This window comes from Bradyrhizobium oligotrophicum S58, from assembly GCF_000344805.1.
GTDB classification, from domain to species: Bacteria; Pseudomonadota; Alphaproteobacteria; order Rhizobiales; family Xanthobacteraceae; genus Bradyrhizobium; species Bradyrhizobium oligotrophicum.
Genome location: NC_020453.1, coordinates 7,598,185 through 7,618,036, shown reverse-complemented (window position 1 = coordinate 7,618,036; position 19,852 = coordinate 7,598,185). Strand labels below are relative to the sequence as shown.

11 protein-coding genes are annotated in these 19,852 nt (G+C 65.0%); 7 read left to right on the top strand and 4 right to left on the bottom strand.

Annotated features, from left to right (window positions below; translation table 11 throughout):
• Positions 1–25: 25 nt before the first annotated feature.
• On the bottom strand, positions 26–346 hold the full coding sequence (locus S58_RS32975) for a hypothetical protein (protein WP_015669774.1): 321 nt from the start codon (positions 344–346) through the stop codon (positions 26–28).
• 121 nt (positions 347–467) lie between these two features.
• Positions 468–1,052 (bottom strand): LysE family translocator, encoded by a 585-nt coding sequence (locus S58_RS32970; RefSeq protein ID WP_042341060.1) that lies wholly within the window; start codon positions 1,050–1,052, stop codon positions 468–470.
• 393 nt (positions 1,053–1,445) lie between these two features.
• On the opposite strand from S58_RS32970, the gene S58_RS32965 reads away from it, so the two are divergent.
• The gene (locus S58_RS32965) at positions 1,446–2,921 is read left to right on the top strand and encodes an amidase (protein ID WP_015669772.1); all 1,476 of its coding nucleotides are present in this window, start codon (positions 1,446–1,448) and stop codon (positions 2,919–2,921) included.
• A gap of 20 nt (positions 2,922–2,941) precedes the next feature.
• Here the strand turns inward: S58_RS32965 and S58_RS32960 are convergent, their stop codons facing one another.
• Entirely contained in the window at positions 2,942–3,697 is a 756-nt protein-coding gene (locus S58_RS32960) for a transglutaminase-like cysteine peptidase (protein WP_015669771.1), read from the bottom strand.
• A gap of 603 nt (positions 3,698–4,300) precedes the next feature.
• On the opposite strand from S58_RS32960, the gene S58_RS32955 reads away from it, so the two are divergent.
• Both S58_RS32955 and S58_RS32950 read left to right on the top strand, forming a co-directional pair.
• Positions 4,301–10,597, top strand: coding sequence for an Npun_F0296 family exosortase-dependent surface protein (locus S58_RS32955; protein WP_015669770.1), 6,297 nt, complete (start codon positions 4,301–4,303; stop codon positions 10,595–10,597).
• A gap of 47 nt (positions 10,598–10,644) precedes the next feature.
• Entirely contained in the window at positions 10,645–12,873 is a 2,229-nt protein-coding gene (locus S58_RS32950; RefSeq protein ID WP_015669769.1) for a CHASE2 domain-containing protein, read from the top strand.
• A gap of 156 nt (positions 12,874–13,029) precedes the next feature.
• Here the strand turns inward: S58_RS32950 and S58_RS32945 are convergent, their stop codons facing one another.
• Entirely contained in the window at positions 13,030–14,625 is a 1,596-nt protein-coding gene (locus tag S58_RS32945; RefSeq protein ID WP_015669768.1) for an ABC transporter substrate-binding protein, read from the bottom strand.
• A 186-nt stretch (positions 14,626–14,811) separates the two neighbouring features.
• On the opposite strand from S58_RS32945, the gene S58_RS32940 reads away from it, so the two are divergent.
• The 4 genes from S58_RS32940 to S58_RS32925 all read left to right on the top strand — a co-directional run bounded on the left by S58_RS32940 (position 14,812) and on the right by S58_RS32925 (position 19,829).
• Positions 14,812–16,491, top strand: coding sequence for an ABC transporter substrate-binding protein (locus S58_RS32940; RefSeq protein ID WP_377812150.1), 1,680 nt, complete (start codon positions 14,812–14,814; stop codon positions 16,489–16,491).
• Between the two features lie 206 nt (positions 16,492–16,697).
• Positions 16,698–17,651 carry an ABC transporter permease gene (locus S58_RS32935; protein ID WP_015669766.1) on the top strand — a complete coding sequence of 318 codons (954 nt, stop codon included), beginning with the start codon at positions 16,698–16,700 and terminating at the stop codon, positions 17,649–17,651.
• A 2-nt stretch (positions 17,652–17,653) separates the two neighbouring features.
• Positions 17,654–18,553 carry an ABC transporter permease gene (locus tag S58_RS32930; protein ID WP_015669765.1) on the top strand — a complete coding sequence of 300 codons (900 nt, stop codon included), beginning with the start codon at positions 17,654–17,656 and terminating at the stop codon, positions 18,551–18,553.
• A gap of 226 nt (positions 18,554–18,779) precedes the next feature.
• On the top strand, positions 18,780–19,829 hold the full coding sequence (locus S58_RS32925; RefSeq protein WP_015669764.1) for an ABC transporter ATP-binding protein: 1,050 nt from the start codon (positions 18,780–18,782) through the stop codon (positions 19,827–19,829).
• Positions 19,830–19,852: the final 23 nt, after the last annotated feature.

The following is a 19,852-nucleotide window of genomic DNA, read 5'->3' as shown; positions in this document are numbered from 1 at the left end:
GGCTGGAGCCGCCCGGTGCGTGGCGTCAGGTCAGGTGCTTGGGCGGAGGGGATTCCGAGTCGGACAGAACGCCGGCGCGGAGCACTGGAATGGCCCAGTCGGTGGCGGCGACGATGTCAGCCGGAACGGCTGCGATCTGCAGCTGCGGCACGGCGACCGAGAAGCAGCCGTGGCAATGATGATCCGCCATTCCGCGTTGATCGGAATGATCGGCCTTGTCGAGCAGGGAGGCGATTTCCGGCTTGCCGGTCGAGGGATGTGCAACATCGAGATCGCACGCGCCATGGAGAGCGCCCGCGAACAGGTACGCCAACATCACGCACAGCGCCGCGATCCGGCGCAGCATGCGCGGATGGCTCGTGAGATATCGTCGGCCAATGATGCGCAATGCGCCCCCTGTTCGCTCCGCGGATAGCACGTGGCCGGCCGTGTTGTCGATCAGCAACAATGTAACAAGGGGAACCGCCTCACAGCGTCGCAAGCGCGGGGGCGAGGATCACGCACGCGAGCAGCGCCAGCGCCGCAGCACTGCAACGATAGCCGAGCGTGGCCGGCACGACGTGCCCGAAGCCGCGGCGCAAGGTCGCGCCGAGCAGGATCCAGCCGCTCCCAATCATTGCGGTCGACAGGCCGAGCGCCGCGAACCACGGCAACAGCTCCGTCAGATCGCCTGTCGCCGGCAGCAGCGTGAAGGCGAAGATGATCGCCTTCGGATTGAACAGCGTCGTGACGAACACGCGGCGCAGCGTGACGGGCGCGGCATCGGTGGTGCCGCCGCTGCCGTGACGCCACAGTGCGACGGCAAGGTGCAGCAGATAGAGCACGACGACGATGCGCAAGGCGTGCCCGACCAGCGGCGCGGCCGCAACAACCGGTCCGAGCACCATGCGCAGCATCAGGATCGCGAGCAGATAGCCGGCCCACTCGGCGAGCAGCAGATGAGCCGACGCGCGGGCGCCGCGGCTCGCGCCCGCGGTGGCGAGCAGAGTGTTGGTCGGACCGGGTGTGGCGAGCAGGGCGATGGCCGCCGCAATGAAGGTCAGGAGATCCATGCCTGTATCGAGCACGCGTGCCGGTCGCTCGTCTTGACGCGGGTCAATGTCGGCCGGCGTCCAGCCTGTCCAGGCACGGTCCGGCGCGGTGGGGGGCGAGTCCCGATTTCCGGAACGGCTTGCGCGTCAGGCATTGGCCGGCGCGCCGTCGTCTCGCCCCGGAATGACGATGCTTGGCTGTCGTCGTCGAGCGAGCACGAGCGCCATAGCCAAGGCTCTCGCGTAGCTGTGCGATCAGCGGTAAACTGTAGCGCATGAGCGCGCCGTATTGGCGGCATGCAGTGCGATTGATTGACTCGCCGCCTTCGCAAACTAAGGTTCGCGCCGCCGGATAATGCAGAGCGCAGGATCATCGGGGCGATCGATGATCGCGGCGCGAAGGATCGGATACGAATGACTTTGGCGATGAGCTGGGACGAGTGGGCCCGGCATGATGGTTTGGCGCTCGCGGCGCGCGTCGCGAATGGCGAGCTGACGGCGGCGGAGCTGGCAGCCCAGGCGGCTGCAGGAATAGCCAGGGTTGATCCCGTACTCTCGGGCGTGGTGGAGGTGTTTGCCGACGCGATCGAAGATCCCGCCAAGGCAGGCGCGAACCTCGCGGGCCCCTTCGCCGGCCTGCCGTTCCTGATGAAGGATCTCGGGCCGACCATGGCCGGGCGCCTGCAGGAGCAAGGCTCGCTGTACATGCGCGGCAACCGTCCCGCTGCCGACACCCACCTGACCTCGAAGATGCGCAAGGCCGGTCTCAATTTGATGGGACGGACGACGACGCCGGAATTCGGCGTCTGCAGCTCGGCGGAAAATCCCGCCGTCTACGTCACCCGCAATCCCTGGGACACCGACTACACGACCTGCGGCTCGTCGGCCGGAAGTGCTGCGATGGTGGCCGCAGGCGCAGTGCCGATCGCACACGCCACCGATGGCGGCGGCTCGATTCGCATTCCCGCCGGCGTCAACGGCAATATCGGGCTGAAGGTCTCGCGCGGCGTGTTCTCGATCGCGCCGCATCTGTCGGACCTGAGCGGCCTCGTCTCGATCCAGGGCTGCCAGTCACGCAGCGTGCGCGACACGGCGGCGTTTGTCGATCATTGCCGCGGCGGCGCGCCCGGCGAGTTCATGCCGTATTGGACCACGCCGGAGCCCTATGTCGAACTGATCAAGCGCGATCCGGGCAAGCTCAGAATCGCGTTGTCGCACCAATGGGGCGACTACCGTGCGACGCCGCACATCGCGGCCGAGCTGGCGCGCGTCGGCAAGTTTCTCGAAAGCCTCGGCCATCACGTCGGCTACGCGCTGCCGGAGGTGGACTATCGCGCGGCGTTCGCGGCGCAGACCACCTGCTACATCTCGAATTTCGCCATCGTCATCAACAACCTTCTCGCGTCGCGCAAGCTCGAGCGGCCGCCGGCCGATCTGATCGAGCCCGTCAACATCCGCATCTGGGAGGCGGGCAGGGGCACCAGCTTCGCCGAGCGGGCGGCGATGCAGGCGGTGTTCAACACCACCTCGCGGGCGTTCGGCGCATTCTTCGAGGACTGGGACATCATCCTGACGCCGATCACGGCGCTGCCGACGCCGAAGATCGGCACCACCGAATATCTGACGATCAGCGATAATCCCGATGTGCTCGACTGGTTCGAGAATCTCTGGCGCAATTTCGCGTTCACGCCGCTCGCCAATCTCTGCGGCATCCCGGCGATCTCGCTGCCGCTCGCCAGCAACGAGCACGGCCTGCCGCTCGGCATCCAGGCGATCGGCAAGCAGGCCGATGATGGCCTGCTGCTGCAACTGGCGGCTCAGATCGAGCGCGCCATCGGCGGCCAGTGGAACGGTGGCGCGACGCCGGCCGTGCATGTCACCAAGGGCTGACGCGGCCTCTCGGGTGATCCTCAGTCGTGGGCAGAAACCGCGCCGGGCGCCGGGCTGCTGATTTGGGCCATCAGCGGCGAAGCCTGAAGGGTCGAGATCCCGGTCTCGTCCATCACGAAGCGCGGTTGCACCTGCCGTGCGGCGCTGTCCTCGATCATGGCCATCCGCTGATTGTCGAGCAGCAGCCAGCGTCCCTCGAGCCGGGCGGCCACGACGGCGTGATCTTCGTCGCGCGCGGTGTTGCGGAGGATGACGATACGCAAATCCTCCGGCGGGATTCCGGCCAGCCGGAGCGCGACGAACTTTGCGATCGCATAATCCTCGCAGTCGCCCGCCAGATTGGCGAACGTGACGAGCGGCGACGTCCAGACGTCCATCTCGCCATACTGCGCCAGGTCGCTGGCGGGCCGGATGGCAAGATTGATCGCCCGGTTGATCTCGCCGAGGCGGGCGCGACCTTCCTTGGCACGCCCTTGATCGACGATGGCGAGCAGGCGCAACGCGGCTGGCGATGCGCAACGGTCGCGATCTCCGTCGCACAGGGCGAGCTGCACGCGCTCGTCGTCGAGCTTGCGGGCCAGCGCCAGCCATTTGCTGCGCAGCGGCCCTGCCTCGAGATCGGCCCGTAGCAGACCGAATGGCTCGGTATCCGTGAAGAGGGTTGCAAGTCCCCGCGGCTGTCCGATCGGCCCGGCCCCGGCTGGACTGCCGATCCACAGAACGGCGCTGGCGGCCGCTGCCGCGAACGATGCGCGCATCAGCGAGAGAATCTTCATGTGACGCCCCGTGCCCGGAACTCGGCCGGCGCGATCTCACGCCTGCGGAACCGGATGCTTGTTGGGGACAGCATCAGCGGGGTGACTTTGACTCTGCTTAAAACCCGCGCGCCGGGGTCCAAATCGCGGCATTCAGGATGAACGTTGTGTTGCGCCGATGCGACAAATGCTAGCGAAAGCCGGGTCAGGGTCGCTCCTGGCGGCCCGGTTCACGTCGAGGTTGTGGTCCGCATTGGTCCGCAGCTCCCGCTTAATTGATGCAATTTGTAGATCTGTGTTCGGCCGATCGCGGTCGTCAGCTTGAATTTCGCCGATGGGAGTATGGGGGTGCGGATATTGCCACCTGAGAAAGTATTGGGTGTTCGTTGAATACAGTTAATGACTGCTTGGGCGCCAGATCTCGCTCCTGAATACTTGTAAGATCATGATTTTCCTTCCGGAAAGGAAGGCAGAAACTTGGCGACATGGAAGCAAACCCGTGGATCACGCGGTTTCCTGGCGCTGTGAGCACAAGCTGAAGATGGTTCCTCCAGACACTCGCCAGTGATATGCACGCATTGAACACGCATTGTTATGTAATAATTAACCATAGTCGGTGGCCCCGTGAATTACGCTGGCAAGTCTGACGCCGCGCTTTTCTCCGATGGCCTGGGCTCGTCCGCGCATGCTGTGAAGCTGCCGGCGCCGCACGCCCATGCGCCGGCGGACGCGATCGTCGTTCCCGACGCGCATTTCCTGTTCCACGCCGATTTCAAGCGCTCCGGTCTCGATCTGGTGCTGTCGTCCGACGGCCACGAGGTCGTGCTGCCTGATTACTTCAAGGGCGAAAAACGGGCTGCATTGGCTTCGCCCGACGGCGCTCACCTCACCGGTGATCTCGTCAATGCGCTCTCCGGCGCCGTGCAGGTCAGCCAGGCCGGCGGGGCGGCAAGCGCGGGCAAGGTGATCGGTCACGTCACCAAGCTGCAGGGCACCGCGACCGTCATCCGCAACGGCGTCTCGATCCTCCTTCACAACGGTGACAACGTCGAGAAGGGCGACATCGTCCAGTCCGGCTCGAATTCGACTGTTGGCATCACCTTCATCGACGGCACCGTGTTCGGCCTGTCGTCGAATGCGCGGATGGTGCTGAACGACATGGTGTACGACCCCAACGGGTCGAACAATTCGTCGCTGATCAGCCTCGTTGCCGGCACCATCTCGTTCGTGGCGGGCGAGACCGCCAAGCATGGCGACATGAAGGTCGACACGCCGGTCGCGACCATGGGCATTCGCGGCACGGCCGTGCTGGTCGAGATCGACTTCAGCGTGCCGGGGCAGGGCGGTCTGCCCGACGCCAAGTTCCAGGTGCTGGTCGAGCCCGACGGCCGCACCGGCTCCTACGTGCTGTTCGACAAGACGACGCTGCAGCCGATCGCCGTGGTCAACCAGGCCGGGCAGCAGATCCAGATCAGCAACGGCGTCGTGAACCAGAGCGCTGTCCCGCTCTCGCCGGACATCCAGAAGCTCATCAACGACGTCTTCACGCTGAAGTTCACCGACAACACCAACCCGAAGAGCACGCCCCACTTCACCGACGTCGGCGTGCTGCAGACGCTGACGCCGATCACGCTGGCCGACGGCACGACCGCGACGCCGAAAATTCTGGTGACCGACGGTCCGACGTCGACCCCCACCGGCAACACGCCGGTCGAGAACATGCACTTCGCCGGCCCTCCCGAGGTCAGGGTGCTGGACGTCAATGGCACCCTCAGCTCGACATTCGGACTGAGCGAGCGGGCCGGCCAGACCGGCATCAGCACCGATCTCGATACGATTCTCAGCCGCGTCAATTTCACCGACATCAATCCCGGCGACCGGCCGACCGTCTCGGTGAGCTTCAAGTCGTATGCCTATCACAGCGCGCAGCAGGCCGACGTCACGGCATCGTTGAATGCCCTGCAGCTGCAGGACGTCATGGCGACGGCCGTGAAGATCACCGTCGTCTCCGATCCGAACAACAAGAATTTCGGCTCGGCCACGCTGACCTACAGCGTTCCCGACAGCAGCTTCGACTTCCTGGCTGCGGGCGAGACGCTCACGCTGACCTATCTCGTGCGCGTCGACACCAACTACGCGCTCGCCAACGAGTATACGTTGGTGCCGATCACGATCACCGTGACCGGCACCAACGACAAGCCGCAGATCACGTCGAGCGTCCATGCGATCGCCTTCGAAGGCGGCACCAGCGTGCCTGGCGGGCCGCTGGTCTCGGACGATCCGACGTCGGGCTCGCTGACCTTCAAGGATGTCGACCTCACCGATACGCATGCCGTCTCCGCCGCGCTGACCAGCGCGGTGCTGCAGGGCGGCAGCACCGTTCCGCCGGCGCCGCTGGCGCTGTTCGAGCAGGCGTTGACGGCTTCGCTGGCGTCGGACAGCACCGGCAGCGGCACCGGCAAGATCAATTGGAGCTTCGGCAACCTGCCGGTCTATGTCGCCGATTTCATTCCGGCCGGGCAGACCCTGACGCTCACCTACGCGGTGACCGTGACGGACTCGCATGGCGCAACGTCGACGCAGACGATCACGGTGACGATCACCGGAACGGACGATCCGGCGGTGGTCTGGATAGCCACCACGCAGCCCGGCGAAGGCAGCGGCGGGCAGGTCATGCTGTGGAGCGACGGCGCGAACTGGGAAACCGGTCTCGCTCCGACGGCCAATGACGACGTCATCATCATCACCGATCAGCTGCATGGGCTGACGCCGGCCTTTCCGGTGACGATCGAGATGGCAGCCTCCGCCAAGTCGGTCAGTCTGAACCATTTCGGCGGCGGACCGGTGCCGGAGCTCGACAATCACGGCACGCTGAGCATCAGCGGCGCTCTGACGGCCGAGGCCGACTCCCGCATCTATAACTTTCTGGACGCGACGATCAGTGTCGGCGGCTCGGCGCAGATCCTGGACCACGCTCAGTTGCACAATGCCGGCACGGCGTTGCTGGCGGGCGGCGGCGTGTTCGGCGCCGCGGCCGGCGTCGTCAATACCGGGACGCTCGAGCTGTTCGGCGGCACGCTGACGGTGAATGGCGACATCGCCAACGCCGCTGGCGACAGCTCCGGCCTGATCCAAATCGACCAGGGCGCCACCCTGACGCTCGATGGCGGCAGCATCGACGGCGGCAGCATCGTGATCCAGGGCGGGCTGATCGTTCAGACCTTTGGAACGCTCGACGGCGGTGAAGGGCCGGCTCAGCAAGCCGATGGCCTGCTCGTTCTGAAGGGCGGGGCTGCGATCAGCAATGGCGATCTGACCAATTTCGGCGAGATCGACCTAACCGGCAGCGGCAACACCCTCTCGAACGAAGTCGTCACCAATTTCGGCAAGATCGACGTGAAGGCGGATGGCGAGCTGACGCTCGATCTCGGCACCAGCGTCGACAATGCGGACAGCTTGATCACGGTCGAAGGTGCAGCCAGACTGACGCTGTCGCAAGCGGGCATCACCGGGGGCACGCTGACGAATGAGGCCGGAGGAACGATCGCGCTGACCGGCCAGGCCTCGCTGATCGGCGGCACGCTCGGAAATTCCGGCGTCGTCACCGTGTCCGGCAGTGGCAATGCGTTCGACGACGAGACGATCACCAATGCGACCGCCGCCGCCATCACCATCGCGCTGAGCGGCGCGCTGTCGCTCAGCGGCACGCATATCGCCGGTGGCGCGATCAACAACCAAGGAACCATCTCCGTCGATGGCGACAGCACGATCGACGGCAGTGCCGTCGGCGGCGGCGAGCTGCTGATCGGCCAGACCGGTATCGGTTCGATCGCAGAGGGGGCCGCCATCCTGACGCTCAAGGATGGTGCTGTGCTCACCGGCGCTAGCGTCACAATCGGCGACGGCTCGACGCTCGAGGCCGCCTCGGCTGCGGGCGCGATGCTGGTCGGCGTGACCGTCGACAACTCCGGCACCGTTCAGGTCGATGAGGGCGCGCTGCTGCTGATCGAGCACAGCACGATCACCGGCGGCGATCTCGTCAATCATGGCATCGTGCATGTCGAGACCGCGGCCGCGACCACGTTCAACAATGTCACCATCGATAACACCGACGGCCAGATCATCATCGACGAGGATGGTGAGATCCCGGTTGCATCGACCCTGGTGCTGGATGGGAGCACGACGCTCACCGGCGGCACGTTGAAGATCCAGATCGCCGGCACGCTGGAGGTTGCCGGTCACGACGTCACGCTGACCGGCATGAAGGTCGAGAATGTCGGCGTCTTCACCGTGGATCTCGGTGCCACCCTCGATCTCGCCGACACCACGGTGAGCGGTCATGGTGAGCTGCATGTCCACGGCACGATCACCGCGAGCGGCCTGAGCGGCCTCAGCGGAACGATCTACAACGACGGCACGATCGAGATCACGGCTGGGACGTTCGAGATCACCGGCGATGTCCAGGGCTCCGGGTCGATCAAGGTCGATGCAGGAGCAACCCTGACGGTCGATGGCCATGTCGACCAGACGATCGACTTCAGCAGCAAGGGCAGCAGCGAACTCGTCATCGATGATCCCAGCTTCTCCGCCAAGATCGCCGGGCTCGGCGTTTCCGACAAGATCGACCTGCAGACGATCGCATGGAGTGCCACCACGACGGCGACCTACGATTCGAAAACGGGCGTGCTCACCGTCACCGACGGTGCGGGCCACAGCATCGATCTGACGCTCGTCGGCGACTACACCAACGCGCATTTCGCCGGCAGCCGCGACGCGAACGGCGGCACGTTGATCACGCTGATGGCCGATGACGCGGCGCCGGTCATCGCCGATCCCGCCCAGCGCGGCGTCATCGCTGAAACGGCGAAGACGACTGGCTCTTCCGATCCGCACAGCGTCGGCGGGACCATTCACTTCACCGACGTCGACCTGACGGATCGCCCGACGGCGTCCATCCTCACGGATGTGCAGAGCGTCACCTGGACTGCGGCCGATGGGCACACCGACTTGTCCAGCCACCTGACGCCGGGCCAGATCACCGCGCTCGAGCAGGCGCTGCAACTACTGAGCCAGAGCGGCAACACCAATAACGGCACGGTCGGCTGGACCTACGACATCGCTGACGGCAAGCTCGATTTCCTCGGCGCCGGCCAGACCGTCACCGTCACCTCGACCGTGACGCTCACCGACCATCAGGGCGAGAGCGCGACCTCGACGATCGTCGTCACCATCACCGGCAGCAACGACCAGCCGGTCGTGACCAGCGCTGTGCAGACCGGCGCGGTTGCCGAGCGCGTAGGCAGCTCCGGCTCCGACCTGCCGGATACGGCCACGGGCGTCATCACCCTCACCGATGCCGACGTCACCGACACCCATGTGATCAAGGTCAGCGGCGTCACCGTCGATGGCGCCCATGACGGCCTGCCGTCGGACAGCTCGGTGCTGTTGAGCTGGCTGTCGCTCGGTCAGTTGAGCGATTCCAACAACGGCCACAAGGGATCACAGCCCTGGACCTTCTCGGCCAAGGACAAGGTGTTCGACTATCTCGGCGCCGATCAGCAGGTGACGCTGACCTACACGGTCGAGATCGACGACGGCCACGGTGGCGTGGTCGAGGTGCCCGTCACCATCACGGTCAAGGGTGCGGAAGACGCGCCGGTGATCACGGGCGAAACCAATCCGACCGTTCAAACAGTCGTCCTGTCCGAGCGGGCCGTCGTGCTCTCGGCCGGCACCCCGGTCAATGCCGAGGGCATGGCGACCGAGACCTTCGATCACGTCACGTCCAATTCCGACAACGGGCGCGGCCATGACAGCTTCTACAGCGAGGCGCTGCACGCGACCTTCACCGCCAGCGGCAATGCCGGCCTCGTGCACGGCTCCTCGCCGGTGTCCGCGGCTCCCTACATGGAGGGCGGTGCGGACCAGACCAACTATCTGAGCATCGGCAACCAGGCCCAGGAGACCATCACCTTCGACAGCGCCAAGAACAGCTTCGGGCTGTATTGGGGCTCGGTCGACAGCTACAACAGCATCTCCTTCTACGACGGCAACAAGCTGGTGGCGTCCTACACCGGCAGCGACGTCGCGCCGCTGCTCGCCAATGGCGGCCAGGCGTCGCTGGCCTCGAACGGCTATGTCGAATTCCTCGGCCTGTCGCCGTTCAACAAGGTCGTGCTCGCCAGCAGCCAGAATGCATTCGAACTCGACAACGTGTCCGCCGGCTATATCCCCGATCAGCCGGTGAAGCTGGCGAGCGGCATGTCCGGCACCCTGACCGTGCTCGACAAGGATGTCGGCGACACGCTGACGGCCTCGGTACACGACAATGGCGTGATCAAATACAATGGCGGGTCGAGCCTGCCTTCCACGGCACAGGTCCAGGCGCTGGCCGATGCCGGCGCCGTCACCTTCGACAGCGCCACATCCAATGGCGGGTCCGAGGTCCTGCATTGGAAATATCATCCGGCAGACGTGAACCTGGACTTCCTGAAGCCCGGCGACGCGCTGACCGTCACCTACCAGGCGGTGGTCGGCGACGGCCACGGCACGTCGGGTACGAAGGCGCTGACGGTGACGCTCGTCGGCGATGGCGCTTCGACCGTCAACGGGACGGACCAGGATGACAATTTCGTCAATGTCGGCGGCGGCGTCACCATCTTCGGCAAGGGCGGCAACGACACCTTCGTCTTCAACCCGCATTTCGGCAGCGCCACGCTCGGCGATTTCGACGTCAGCAAGGATACGGTCGAGATCGATCACGCGCTGTTTGCGAACATCAATGCGATCGTGGCCGCCGCTCAGTCCGCCAATAGCGGACACGACACCGTCATCACCGATGCGGCGCACGATACGCTCACCCTCAAAGGGGTGACGCTGGAGCAATTCAAGGCGCATCACGACGGTTTTCACCTCGTCTGAGCCCGCGCCGTTGGGGTCGCCGGCCTCGGCGTGATATCGGATGATGCATGAAGCGATTGAGAGCTGTTCCACGATGGTTCGCGCGCAGGTTCGGCTATGCGCGCGTGATCTGCCTGCTGCTGCTGGTCGCCTTCGCGACGTTACGCGTCGCCGACCCTGCTCCGGTGCAGGAACTGCGCCTCCGGACCTTCGATAATTTCCAGGCGCTCAGCCCGCGGCCCAAGACGATCCGTCCGGTGACCATCGTCGACATCGACGAGAAGAGTCTCGCCAGTCCCAAGCTCGGGCAGTGGCCGTGGCCGCGGACGCGAATCGCCAAGATCATCGACAGGCTGACGCAACTCGGCGCCGTCGTGATTGCTTTCGACGTCGTGTTTGCCGAGCCGGACCGGCTCAATCCGGGCCTCGCGGCGGAAACCTTTCCCAATCTCGACGCGGCGACGCGGGAGAAGCTGAAGGCGCTGCCGTCGAACGATGAGGTGTTCGCCGACGCCTTGCGCAGGTCGCGCATCGTGCTCGGCGAAACCGGCAGCCCGAACGAGCGCGCCGATCTCGACAAGACGCTGCCGGTGACCGGCTTTGCGATGCTGGGCGAAGATCCGGCGCCCTACATGCCGCCGTTCCCGGGGCTGTTGCGCAACGTCCCCGTGATCGAACATGCGGCGCTGGGGCGGGGCCTGTTCACGATCCCGCCGGAGCGCGACGGCATGATCCGCCGGGTGCCGATGATCATGCGGGCACAGGACGTCACGATGCTGGCGCTCAGCTTCGAGATGCTGCGGGTCCTGACCGGCTCGGATACGGTTCTGATCAAGGCCGACACGGGCGGCATCGTCAGCCTCAATCTCCGCGGCTTCCAGATTCCGACCGACGGCAATGGAAAGATCTGGGTGCACTATGCCAACCACGACCCTTCGATCTACGTCTCGGCCGTCGACGTGCTCGAGGGGCGCGTGGCGCCGGACAAGATCGCAAAGAAGCTGATCCTGATCGGGCCATCCGCCATCGGCCTGAACGACATCAAGACCACCCCGGTCTACCCGGCGATGCCCGGGGTCGAGGTGCATGCTCAGGTGTTGGAGTCGGTGCTCACGGGCGCGATCCTGACCCGGCCGTCCTGGAGCATTGCAGTCGAGTTCGTTGGCGCGATGCTGCTCGGTCTGCTCGTCATCGTGTTCGCGCCGCAGCTCGGCGCCATCACCCTGGTGTTGGTCGGAGCCTTGTTCGCCACCGCGCTGCTGGGCATATCCTGGTACTTCTACACGCAGCACCGGCTGCTGATCGACTTCACCTATCCGATGCTGTCGACGACCGCGGTCTATCTGACGCTGATCTTCGCCAATTTCGTCCGCGAGCAGGAGCAGCGCCGGCAGATGCGCTCGGTGTTCGGGCAATATCTGTCGCCGGTTCTGGTCGAGCAGCTCGCGCAGTCGCCGCCCACGTTGGGAGGCGAGGAGCGCGAGATTACGGTGATGTTCTCGGACGTGCGCGGCTTCACCACGATTTCGGAGAGCTACAAGCACGATCCGCAGGGCTTGACCCAGCTGATGAACCGGTTCCTGACGCCGCTCACCAACGCCATCATTGCGCGCAAGGGCTATGTCGACAAATATATGGGCGACGCCATCATGGCGTTCTGGAACGCGCCGCTCGCCGACAGGGAGCATCAGCTCAACGCCTGCGAGGCCGCGCTCGACATGCTCGATCGCATCGACCGCGTCAACGGTGAGCGCGAGCAGGAGGCCGCGCATGGCGGCCACGTCTACATTCCGCTCAAGGTCGGCATCGGCCTCAACACCGGCATCGGCGTGGTCGGCAACATGGGCTCCGACCTGAAGTTCAACTATTCGGCGCTCGGCGACAGCGTCAACCTCGCCTCACGGCTCGAAGGGCAATCCAAGGAATATGGCTTCCCCATCATCGTCGGCTCGGCGACGGCAATGGCGGTCAAGGACAGGCTCGCCATCCTCGAGCTCGATTTCATCATGGTCAAGGGCAAGACCGAGCCGGAGGTGATCTATGCCATCACCGGCCGCGAGGACGTGATGCATTCCGAACGCTTCCAGCTTCTGCGCAATTTGACCATCGAGATGCTGGCCGCCTATCGCAGCTGCGACTGGGACGAGGCGCTGGCTGCAATCGCGCGCGGCCGGAAGAAGGACGAAGCGCACGATCTGGCGAAGCTGTACGATCTCTACGAGGTGCGCATCCGCGCCTATCAGCAGAACCCGCCGCCGGCGGATTGGAACGGCGCCCATGCTCTGCTGACGAAGTGAGACATCCGCCGTCGATTGGCGGAGTGCGGCTTGGAACGTCAATGCTGCGAAACGCGCACCGTCGTCATACCCCGCGAAGGCGGGGTATGCATCACCCGCCTTCGCGGGTGATGACGCCGTTAGTTACCGGTGAATCGGCGCGGAGCGCGTTATTCCTCACTCCGCCCCGATCGTCGTCAGGTCCTGGAACCAGTGCTGGGCCTGCACGAACTTCTTCACCTTCGGCGACAGCGCATGCGGGTTGGTGTCGTGCACCACCCACACCAGCACGGCATCGTCGACGACGGCGGCATGCGCCTGCGCGATCAGTTCGTCCTGCTTCGCCGGATCGAAGGTCTGCTTGGCCTCGGCGATCAGCGCGTCGACCTTCGGGTTCTTGTAACCGCCCCAGTTGACGCCAACGGGCGCGATCTGGTCGGAGGCGAAGAAGCGGACGATGGCGTAGAGCGGATCGGAGGTGACGTAGGCGATGTTGTTGGCGGTGATGCCGGCGTTCATCTCGTCGGCGGCGCCCTTGCGCCAATGCGTGTACAGCGTTTCCAGCTCCACCACCTTGAAATCGATGTCGATCCCGATTTCCTTGAAGCTCTGCTGCAGGAATTCGTTCATCGGCAGCGATAGCATCTGGCCGGTGCCGCCTTGCGCGATGATGAAGGTGGTCTTCAGCGGCTTGCTCGGCGAGTAGCCGGCTTCCTCGACCAGCTTCTTGGCGGCGGCGAGATCATATTTCAGCTCGAAGGTCGGCTTGCCGAACCACGGGCTCGACGGGTCGACCTGGCCCTTGGCCGGCTTGGCCAAGCCGTTCATTAGCCCGACCACTTCGTCGCGATTGATCGCGAGGTTGAGCGCCTTGCGCAGGCGGATGTCGGTCCAGGGCGAACCTGGAAGCACGCTCAAGTGATAGTTCCAGACGTGCGGCGTGACGTTGTCGACCAGCTTCATGCCGGCGGCCTTGAGCTGCGGCACGGCGTCCGGCGCCGGCGTCTCGATCAGATCGACCTGGCCGGCGAGCAGCGCATTGGTGCGGGTCAGCGCTTCCGGCATCGGCACCAGCACGAGCTTGTCCGTCTTCGGCAGCCGGTCCTTGTTCCAATATTCGGAATTCTTCGTGAGCTCGGCGAGCTCGCGCGGCACCAGCTTGGTCAGCTTGAAAGGTCCGGTACCGGAGGGCTGGCTGGCGAACTTATCCCAGTCCTTGCCGAGCTTCTCATACTGCGCCGGGCTCGAAATCAGGAACCACAGCATCTGATAGGGAAAGAAGGAATCGACCGTCTTGGTCGTGATCTCGACCGTGGAGTCGTCGATCTTGGCGTAGCTCGCCACTGACGGGAGCCGCGTCTTGACCTGCGCGCTTTGCCGTTTGTCGAACTGCGGTGCCTTATCGTTGAGCACCTTGTCCAGATTCCAGATCACCGCATCGGCATTGAAGTCGCTGCCATCGTGGAACTTGACGCCCTTACGCAACGTGAACCGCCATTTGGTCTTGTCGGCGGCGTCGACCTTCCACTCGGTGGCGAGGCCGGGGATCAGCTTGCCGGGCTTGTCGGCCGTGCTCATGTCCCACGCGACCAGCGGATCATAGAGCGTGTAGCCTGTGAACTGATAGGCTCCGGCGCCGCGATCGGGCTGTCCGGTGGTCAGCGGAATGTCGGCCATCGAGATGCCGTAGCGCAGAACGGTCTCGGCCCGCGCAGCGGCCGCTGAAAGGCCGAGCGCGAGCGCCGTGGCGAACAGTGAGTTGAGAATACGCATGCGAGTAACACTCCGTGGCAATCGGATGAATTCGATCCGCGAAACCTGCAATCCGGGTGCCAAGCCTTCCGGCGGGATCATTTGAGCACAAACAATTGTGACCTCGCGTCGCAGGACCGTGTTTGCGGGCTCTGCTGGCATAGCCGTTGCATAACGATGCACAGAATTTAGCCAGCTTGATCGGAGATGTTGATCGTGCTTTCGCGTATTGCGACCTCGAGGACCAACCGTGCGGCCGTTGCGGCCGCGATGATGACGACGGCTTCGCTCGTCCTGCTGCCGGCTGCGGCCGGCGCCGAGACCGTGCTGCGCATCGGCATGACGGCCGCCGACATTCCGCGCACGCTCGGCCAGCCCGACCAGGGTTTCGAGGGCAACCGTTTTACCGGCGTGACGATGTATGACTCGCTGACGATGTGGGACCTGTCGTCGGCGGACAAGCCGAGCGTGGTCATTCCCGGCCTTGCCACCGAGTGGAAGGTCGACGAGGCCGACAAGACCAAATGGACGTTCAAGCTGCGTCCCGGCGTCACCTTCCATGACGGCGCGCCGTTCAATGCCGATGCCGTGGTGTGGAACGTCGAGAAGGTGCTGAAGCAGGACGCGCCGCAGTTCGATCCGAGCCAGGTCGGCGTTACCGCGTCGCGCATGCCGACGCTCGCCTCGGCGCGCAAGATCGACGACATGACCGTCGAGCTGACGACCAAGGAGCCGGACAGCTTCCTGCCGATCAATCTCACCAATCTGTTCATGGCGAGTCCGACCAAGTGGCAGAAGCTGTATGAGGCCGCGACCGGCGCCGACGACAAGGCGAAGTCGCAAGCCGCCTGGGCCGCGTTCGCCAAGGACGCCTCGGGCACCGGCCCGTGGAAGATGAGCAAGTTCACGCCGCGCGAGCGGCTCGAGCTTGCGAAGAACGAGGCCTATTGGGACAAGGCGCGGGTTCCGAAGTCCGACAAGATGATCCTGCTGCCGATGCCGGAAGCCAACGCGCGCACCGCGGCGCTGCTGTCCGGTCAGGTGGATTGGGTCGAGGCGCCGGCGCCGGACGCGTTGCCCGAGATCAAGCAGCGCGGCTTCAAGCTCTACGCCAATGAGCAGCCGCATGTCTGGCCCTGGCAGTTCTCGCGCGTCGAGGGCTCGCCGTGGAACGACATCCGCGTCCGCAAGGCCGCCAATCTCTGTGTCGATCGCGACGGCCTGCGCGATGGTCTGCTCGCCGGCCTGATGGTGCCGGCGACCGGCACCTTCGAGAAGGGCCATCCCTGGCGGGGCAACGTCACCTTCGAGATCAAGTACGACAAGGCGGCGGCGCAGAAGCTGATGCAGGAAGCCGGCTTCGGGCCGAACAAGAAGCTTGAAGTGAAGATCCAGACTTCGGCGTCGGGCTCCGGCCAGATGCAGCCGCTGCCGATGAACGAGTATCTGCAGCAGGCGCTGGCCGAATGCTATTTCGACGTCAAGCTCGACGTCATCGAGTGGAACACGCTGTTCACCAACTGGCGCCGCGGCGCCAAGGATGCCTCCGCCAACGGCGCCAACGCCACCAACGTCACCTATGCGGCGATGGACCCGTTCTTCGCGCTGGTGCGCTTCCTGCAGTCGTCGATGGCGCCTCCCGTCTCCAACAATTGGGGCTTCATCAACAACCCCAAATTCGACGAGCTGGTGAAGAAGGCGCGCCAGACCTTCGATCCCGCCGAGCGCGACAAGGCGCTCGCCGAGCTGCACGCCGCCTCAGTCGACGACGCGGCGTTCCTCTACGTCGCCCACGACGTCGGCCCGCGCGCGATGAGCCCGAAGGTCAAGGGCGTGGTGCAGCCGAAGAGCTGGTTCATCGACTTTTCGCCGATCTCGGTGGAGTAGTTGGAGGCGGATCGTTAACCCGCCGCTTGCTCCGCTATGCTCCCTCCCCCCTTGCGGGGGAGGGTCGGGGTGGGGGGTACTCCGGCGGCAGTCTTCGTGGGGACCCCAACCCCCGACCCCTCCCCGCAAGGGGGGAGGGGAGTTTCTTTGTGCCGCTCTCATGTCGCGACTCTCTGGCTATCGTGAGAGTCAATTGAAGGTGACCCGTGCTCTCTTACGCTGCCAGGCGGATGGTCTATGCGATCCCCATCATCATCGGGGTCGCGCTGGTCTGCTTCATGCTCGTTCACATCACGCCCGGCGACCCGCTCGTCGCGGTGCTGCCAGCCGACGCCTCGCAAGAGCTGGCGCAGCAGCTGCGCGTCGCCTACGGCTTCGACAAGCCGCTGCCGGTGCAGTTCGGGCTGTGGCTGTGGCGCGCGGTCAATGGCGATCTCGGCAACTCGATCGCGACCGGCCGTCCCGTGCTGGCCGAGGTGCTGCGCGCGGTGTCCAACACCGTCACACTCGCGATCGCCGCCGCCATCATCGGCTTCTCGCTCGGCCTGTTCTTCGGCCTCGTCGCCGGCTATTTCCGCGACACCTGGATCGACAAGGTCGCGACGTCGATCGCGATCGCCGGCGTGTCGCTGCCGCATTACTGGCTCGGCATGGTCCTCGTCATCATCTTCTCGGTCGAGCTGAACTGGCTGCCGGCCGTCGGCGCCGGTCCGTCCGGGTCCGGCGCGTGGTCGTGGGACTGGCCCCATCTCCGCTTCCTGGTGCTGCCCGCGATCACCACCTCGGTGATTCCGATGGGCATCATCACCCGCACCGTGCGGGCTCTGACGGGGGACATCCTCAGCCAGGATTTCGTCGAGGCGCTGCGCGCCAAGGGCCTGCGTGAGACCCAGGTGTTCCGCCACGTACTGAAGAACGCCGCACCGACCGCGCTCGCGATCATGGGGCTGCAGCTCGGCTACATGCTCGGCGGCTCGATTCTGATCGAGACGGTGTTCTCCTGGCCCGGCTCGGGCCTGCTGCTGAATTCGGCGATCTTCCAGCGCGACCTGCCGCTGCTGCAGGGCACGATCCTGGTGCTGGCGATGTTCTTCGTCATCCTCAACCTCATGGTCGACATCGCGCAGGCCGCGATCGATCCGCGTATCAAGCGGGGCTAGGGATGAGCGTCGGTTCGAGCGCGATCAACGACTCCTCGCTGCAGGCCGCTCCCGCGGCCAACGCGCGCGGCTATTGGGCCACCGTCGGCCGCCGCATCGTCAGGGACAAGGTCAGCATGGTCTGCGTCGCGATCCTGCTGCTGATCCTGCTGTCAGCCCTGCTCGCGCCCTATCTGCATCTCGCCGATCCCTATCAGGGCTCGATGATCCGCCGGCTGCGCCACATCGGGACGCCGAACTATCCGCTCGGCACCGACGAGCTCGGACGCGACATGCTGGCGCGGCTGATCCATGGCGGAAGGCTGTCGCTGCTGATCGGCATCTCGCCGGTCATTCTCGCCTTCGGCATCGGCACCCTGCTCGGCCTCGTCGCCGGCTATGTCGGCGGCTGGGTCAACACCGCGATCATGCGCACGATCGACGTGTTCTACGCGTTCCCCTCGGTGCTGCTGGCGATCGCGATCTCAGGCGCGCTCGGCGCCGGGATCACCAACTCCATCGTCTCGCTCACCATCGTGTTCGTGCCGCAGATCACCCGCGTCGCCGAGAGCGTCACCACAGGCGTGCGCAACCGCGATTTCGTCGAGGCCGCGCGCGCCTCCGGCGCCAATGCTTTCACGATCATGCGCGCGCACATGCTCGGCAACGTGCTCGGGCCGATCTTCGTCTACGCGACGGGGCTTATTTCCGTGTCGATGATCCTCGCCGCCGGCCTGTCGTTCCTCGGCCTCGGCACCAAGCCGCCGGAGCCGGAATGGGGGCTGATGCTGAACACCCTGCGCACCGCAATCTACGTCAACCCCTGGGTGGCGGCACTGCCCGGCGCGATGATCTTCGCGGTGTCGATCTGCTTCAATCTGCTGAGCGACGGCCTGCGCAGCGCGATGGACATCCGGAGTTGATGTTTGGCATGCTGATTTTACCGGACAACTGCGCGGCATCGGCGGTGTACCTCTCCCCGCTTGCGGGGAGAGGTCGGATCGCATCGACAGATGCGATCCGGGTGAGGGGGTACAGGTCTCACCACACACACTTCCCGTGTGGCTGCCCCTCACCCCGACCCTCTCCCCGTAAGAACGGGGAGAGGGGGCCCAGCGGGACTCGCCGCGCCTGCTTGAGTGCCGCATCATGAGTGAAGCAACATCCGTCACCGGGCTGGCGCCGATCGAAGACCTTGGCGGCAAAGCGCAGCCGTTACTGCGCGTCGATGGGCTCACGAAGCATTTCCCCGTGCGCGGTGGCCTGTTCGGCGCGCGCAAGACCGTGCGTGCCGTCGACGATGTCTCCTTCAACATCGGCAAGGGCGAGACCGTCGGCATCGTTGGCGAGTCCGGCTGCGGCAAGTCGACGACGGCGCGGCTGCTCATGCACCTGATGGAGCGCGATGCCGGCGAGATCATCTTCGACGGTCGCCAGGTCGGCCACGAGATGTCGTTGCGCGAGCTCAGGCGCGGCATGCAGATGGTGTTCCAGGACTCCTATGCCTCGCTCAATCCACGGCTGACGATCGAGGAATCGATCGCGTTCGGACCGAAGGTGCACGGCATGGCTGACACCGCCGCGCGCGCACTCGCGCGCGAGCTGCTCGGCAAGGTCGGCCTGCGTCCGGAGATCTTCGCCAACCGCTATCCGCACGAGATCTCCGGCGGCCAGCGCCAGCGCGTCAACATCGGGCGTGCCCTGGCGCTGTCGCCACGTCTGGTCATCCTCGACGAGGCGGTGTCGGCGCTCGACAAGTCGGTCGAGGCCCAGGTGCTGAACCTGCTGATGGATCTCAAGCGCGAGTTCGGCCTCACCTATCTGTTCATCAGCCACGACCTCAACGTCATCAACTACATCTCCGACCGCGTGCTGGTGATGTATCTCGGCGAGGTCGTCGAGCTCGGTCCGGTCGAACAGGTCTGGGCCAAGCCGGCGCATCCCTATACGCGCGCGCTGCTGGCAGCGATGCCGTCGTCCGATCCGGACAGGCGCACCGAGGTGCCGCCGATCTCGGGCGATCCGCCGAATCCGATCGACCCGCCCGCCGGCTGCCGGTTTCACACCCGTTGTCCGTTTGCGGAGGCGCCATGCGCGAATGTCGCGCCAAGATTGACGGAGCTGGATACAATGGGTCATCAGGCCGCCTGCCACATGGCGATATCAGGTTCGGGACATAGCCGGGCACCGGCCGCCTGATGAGCGGACATCAGCAGCGAGAA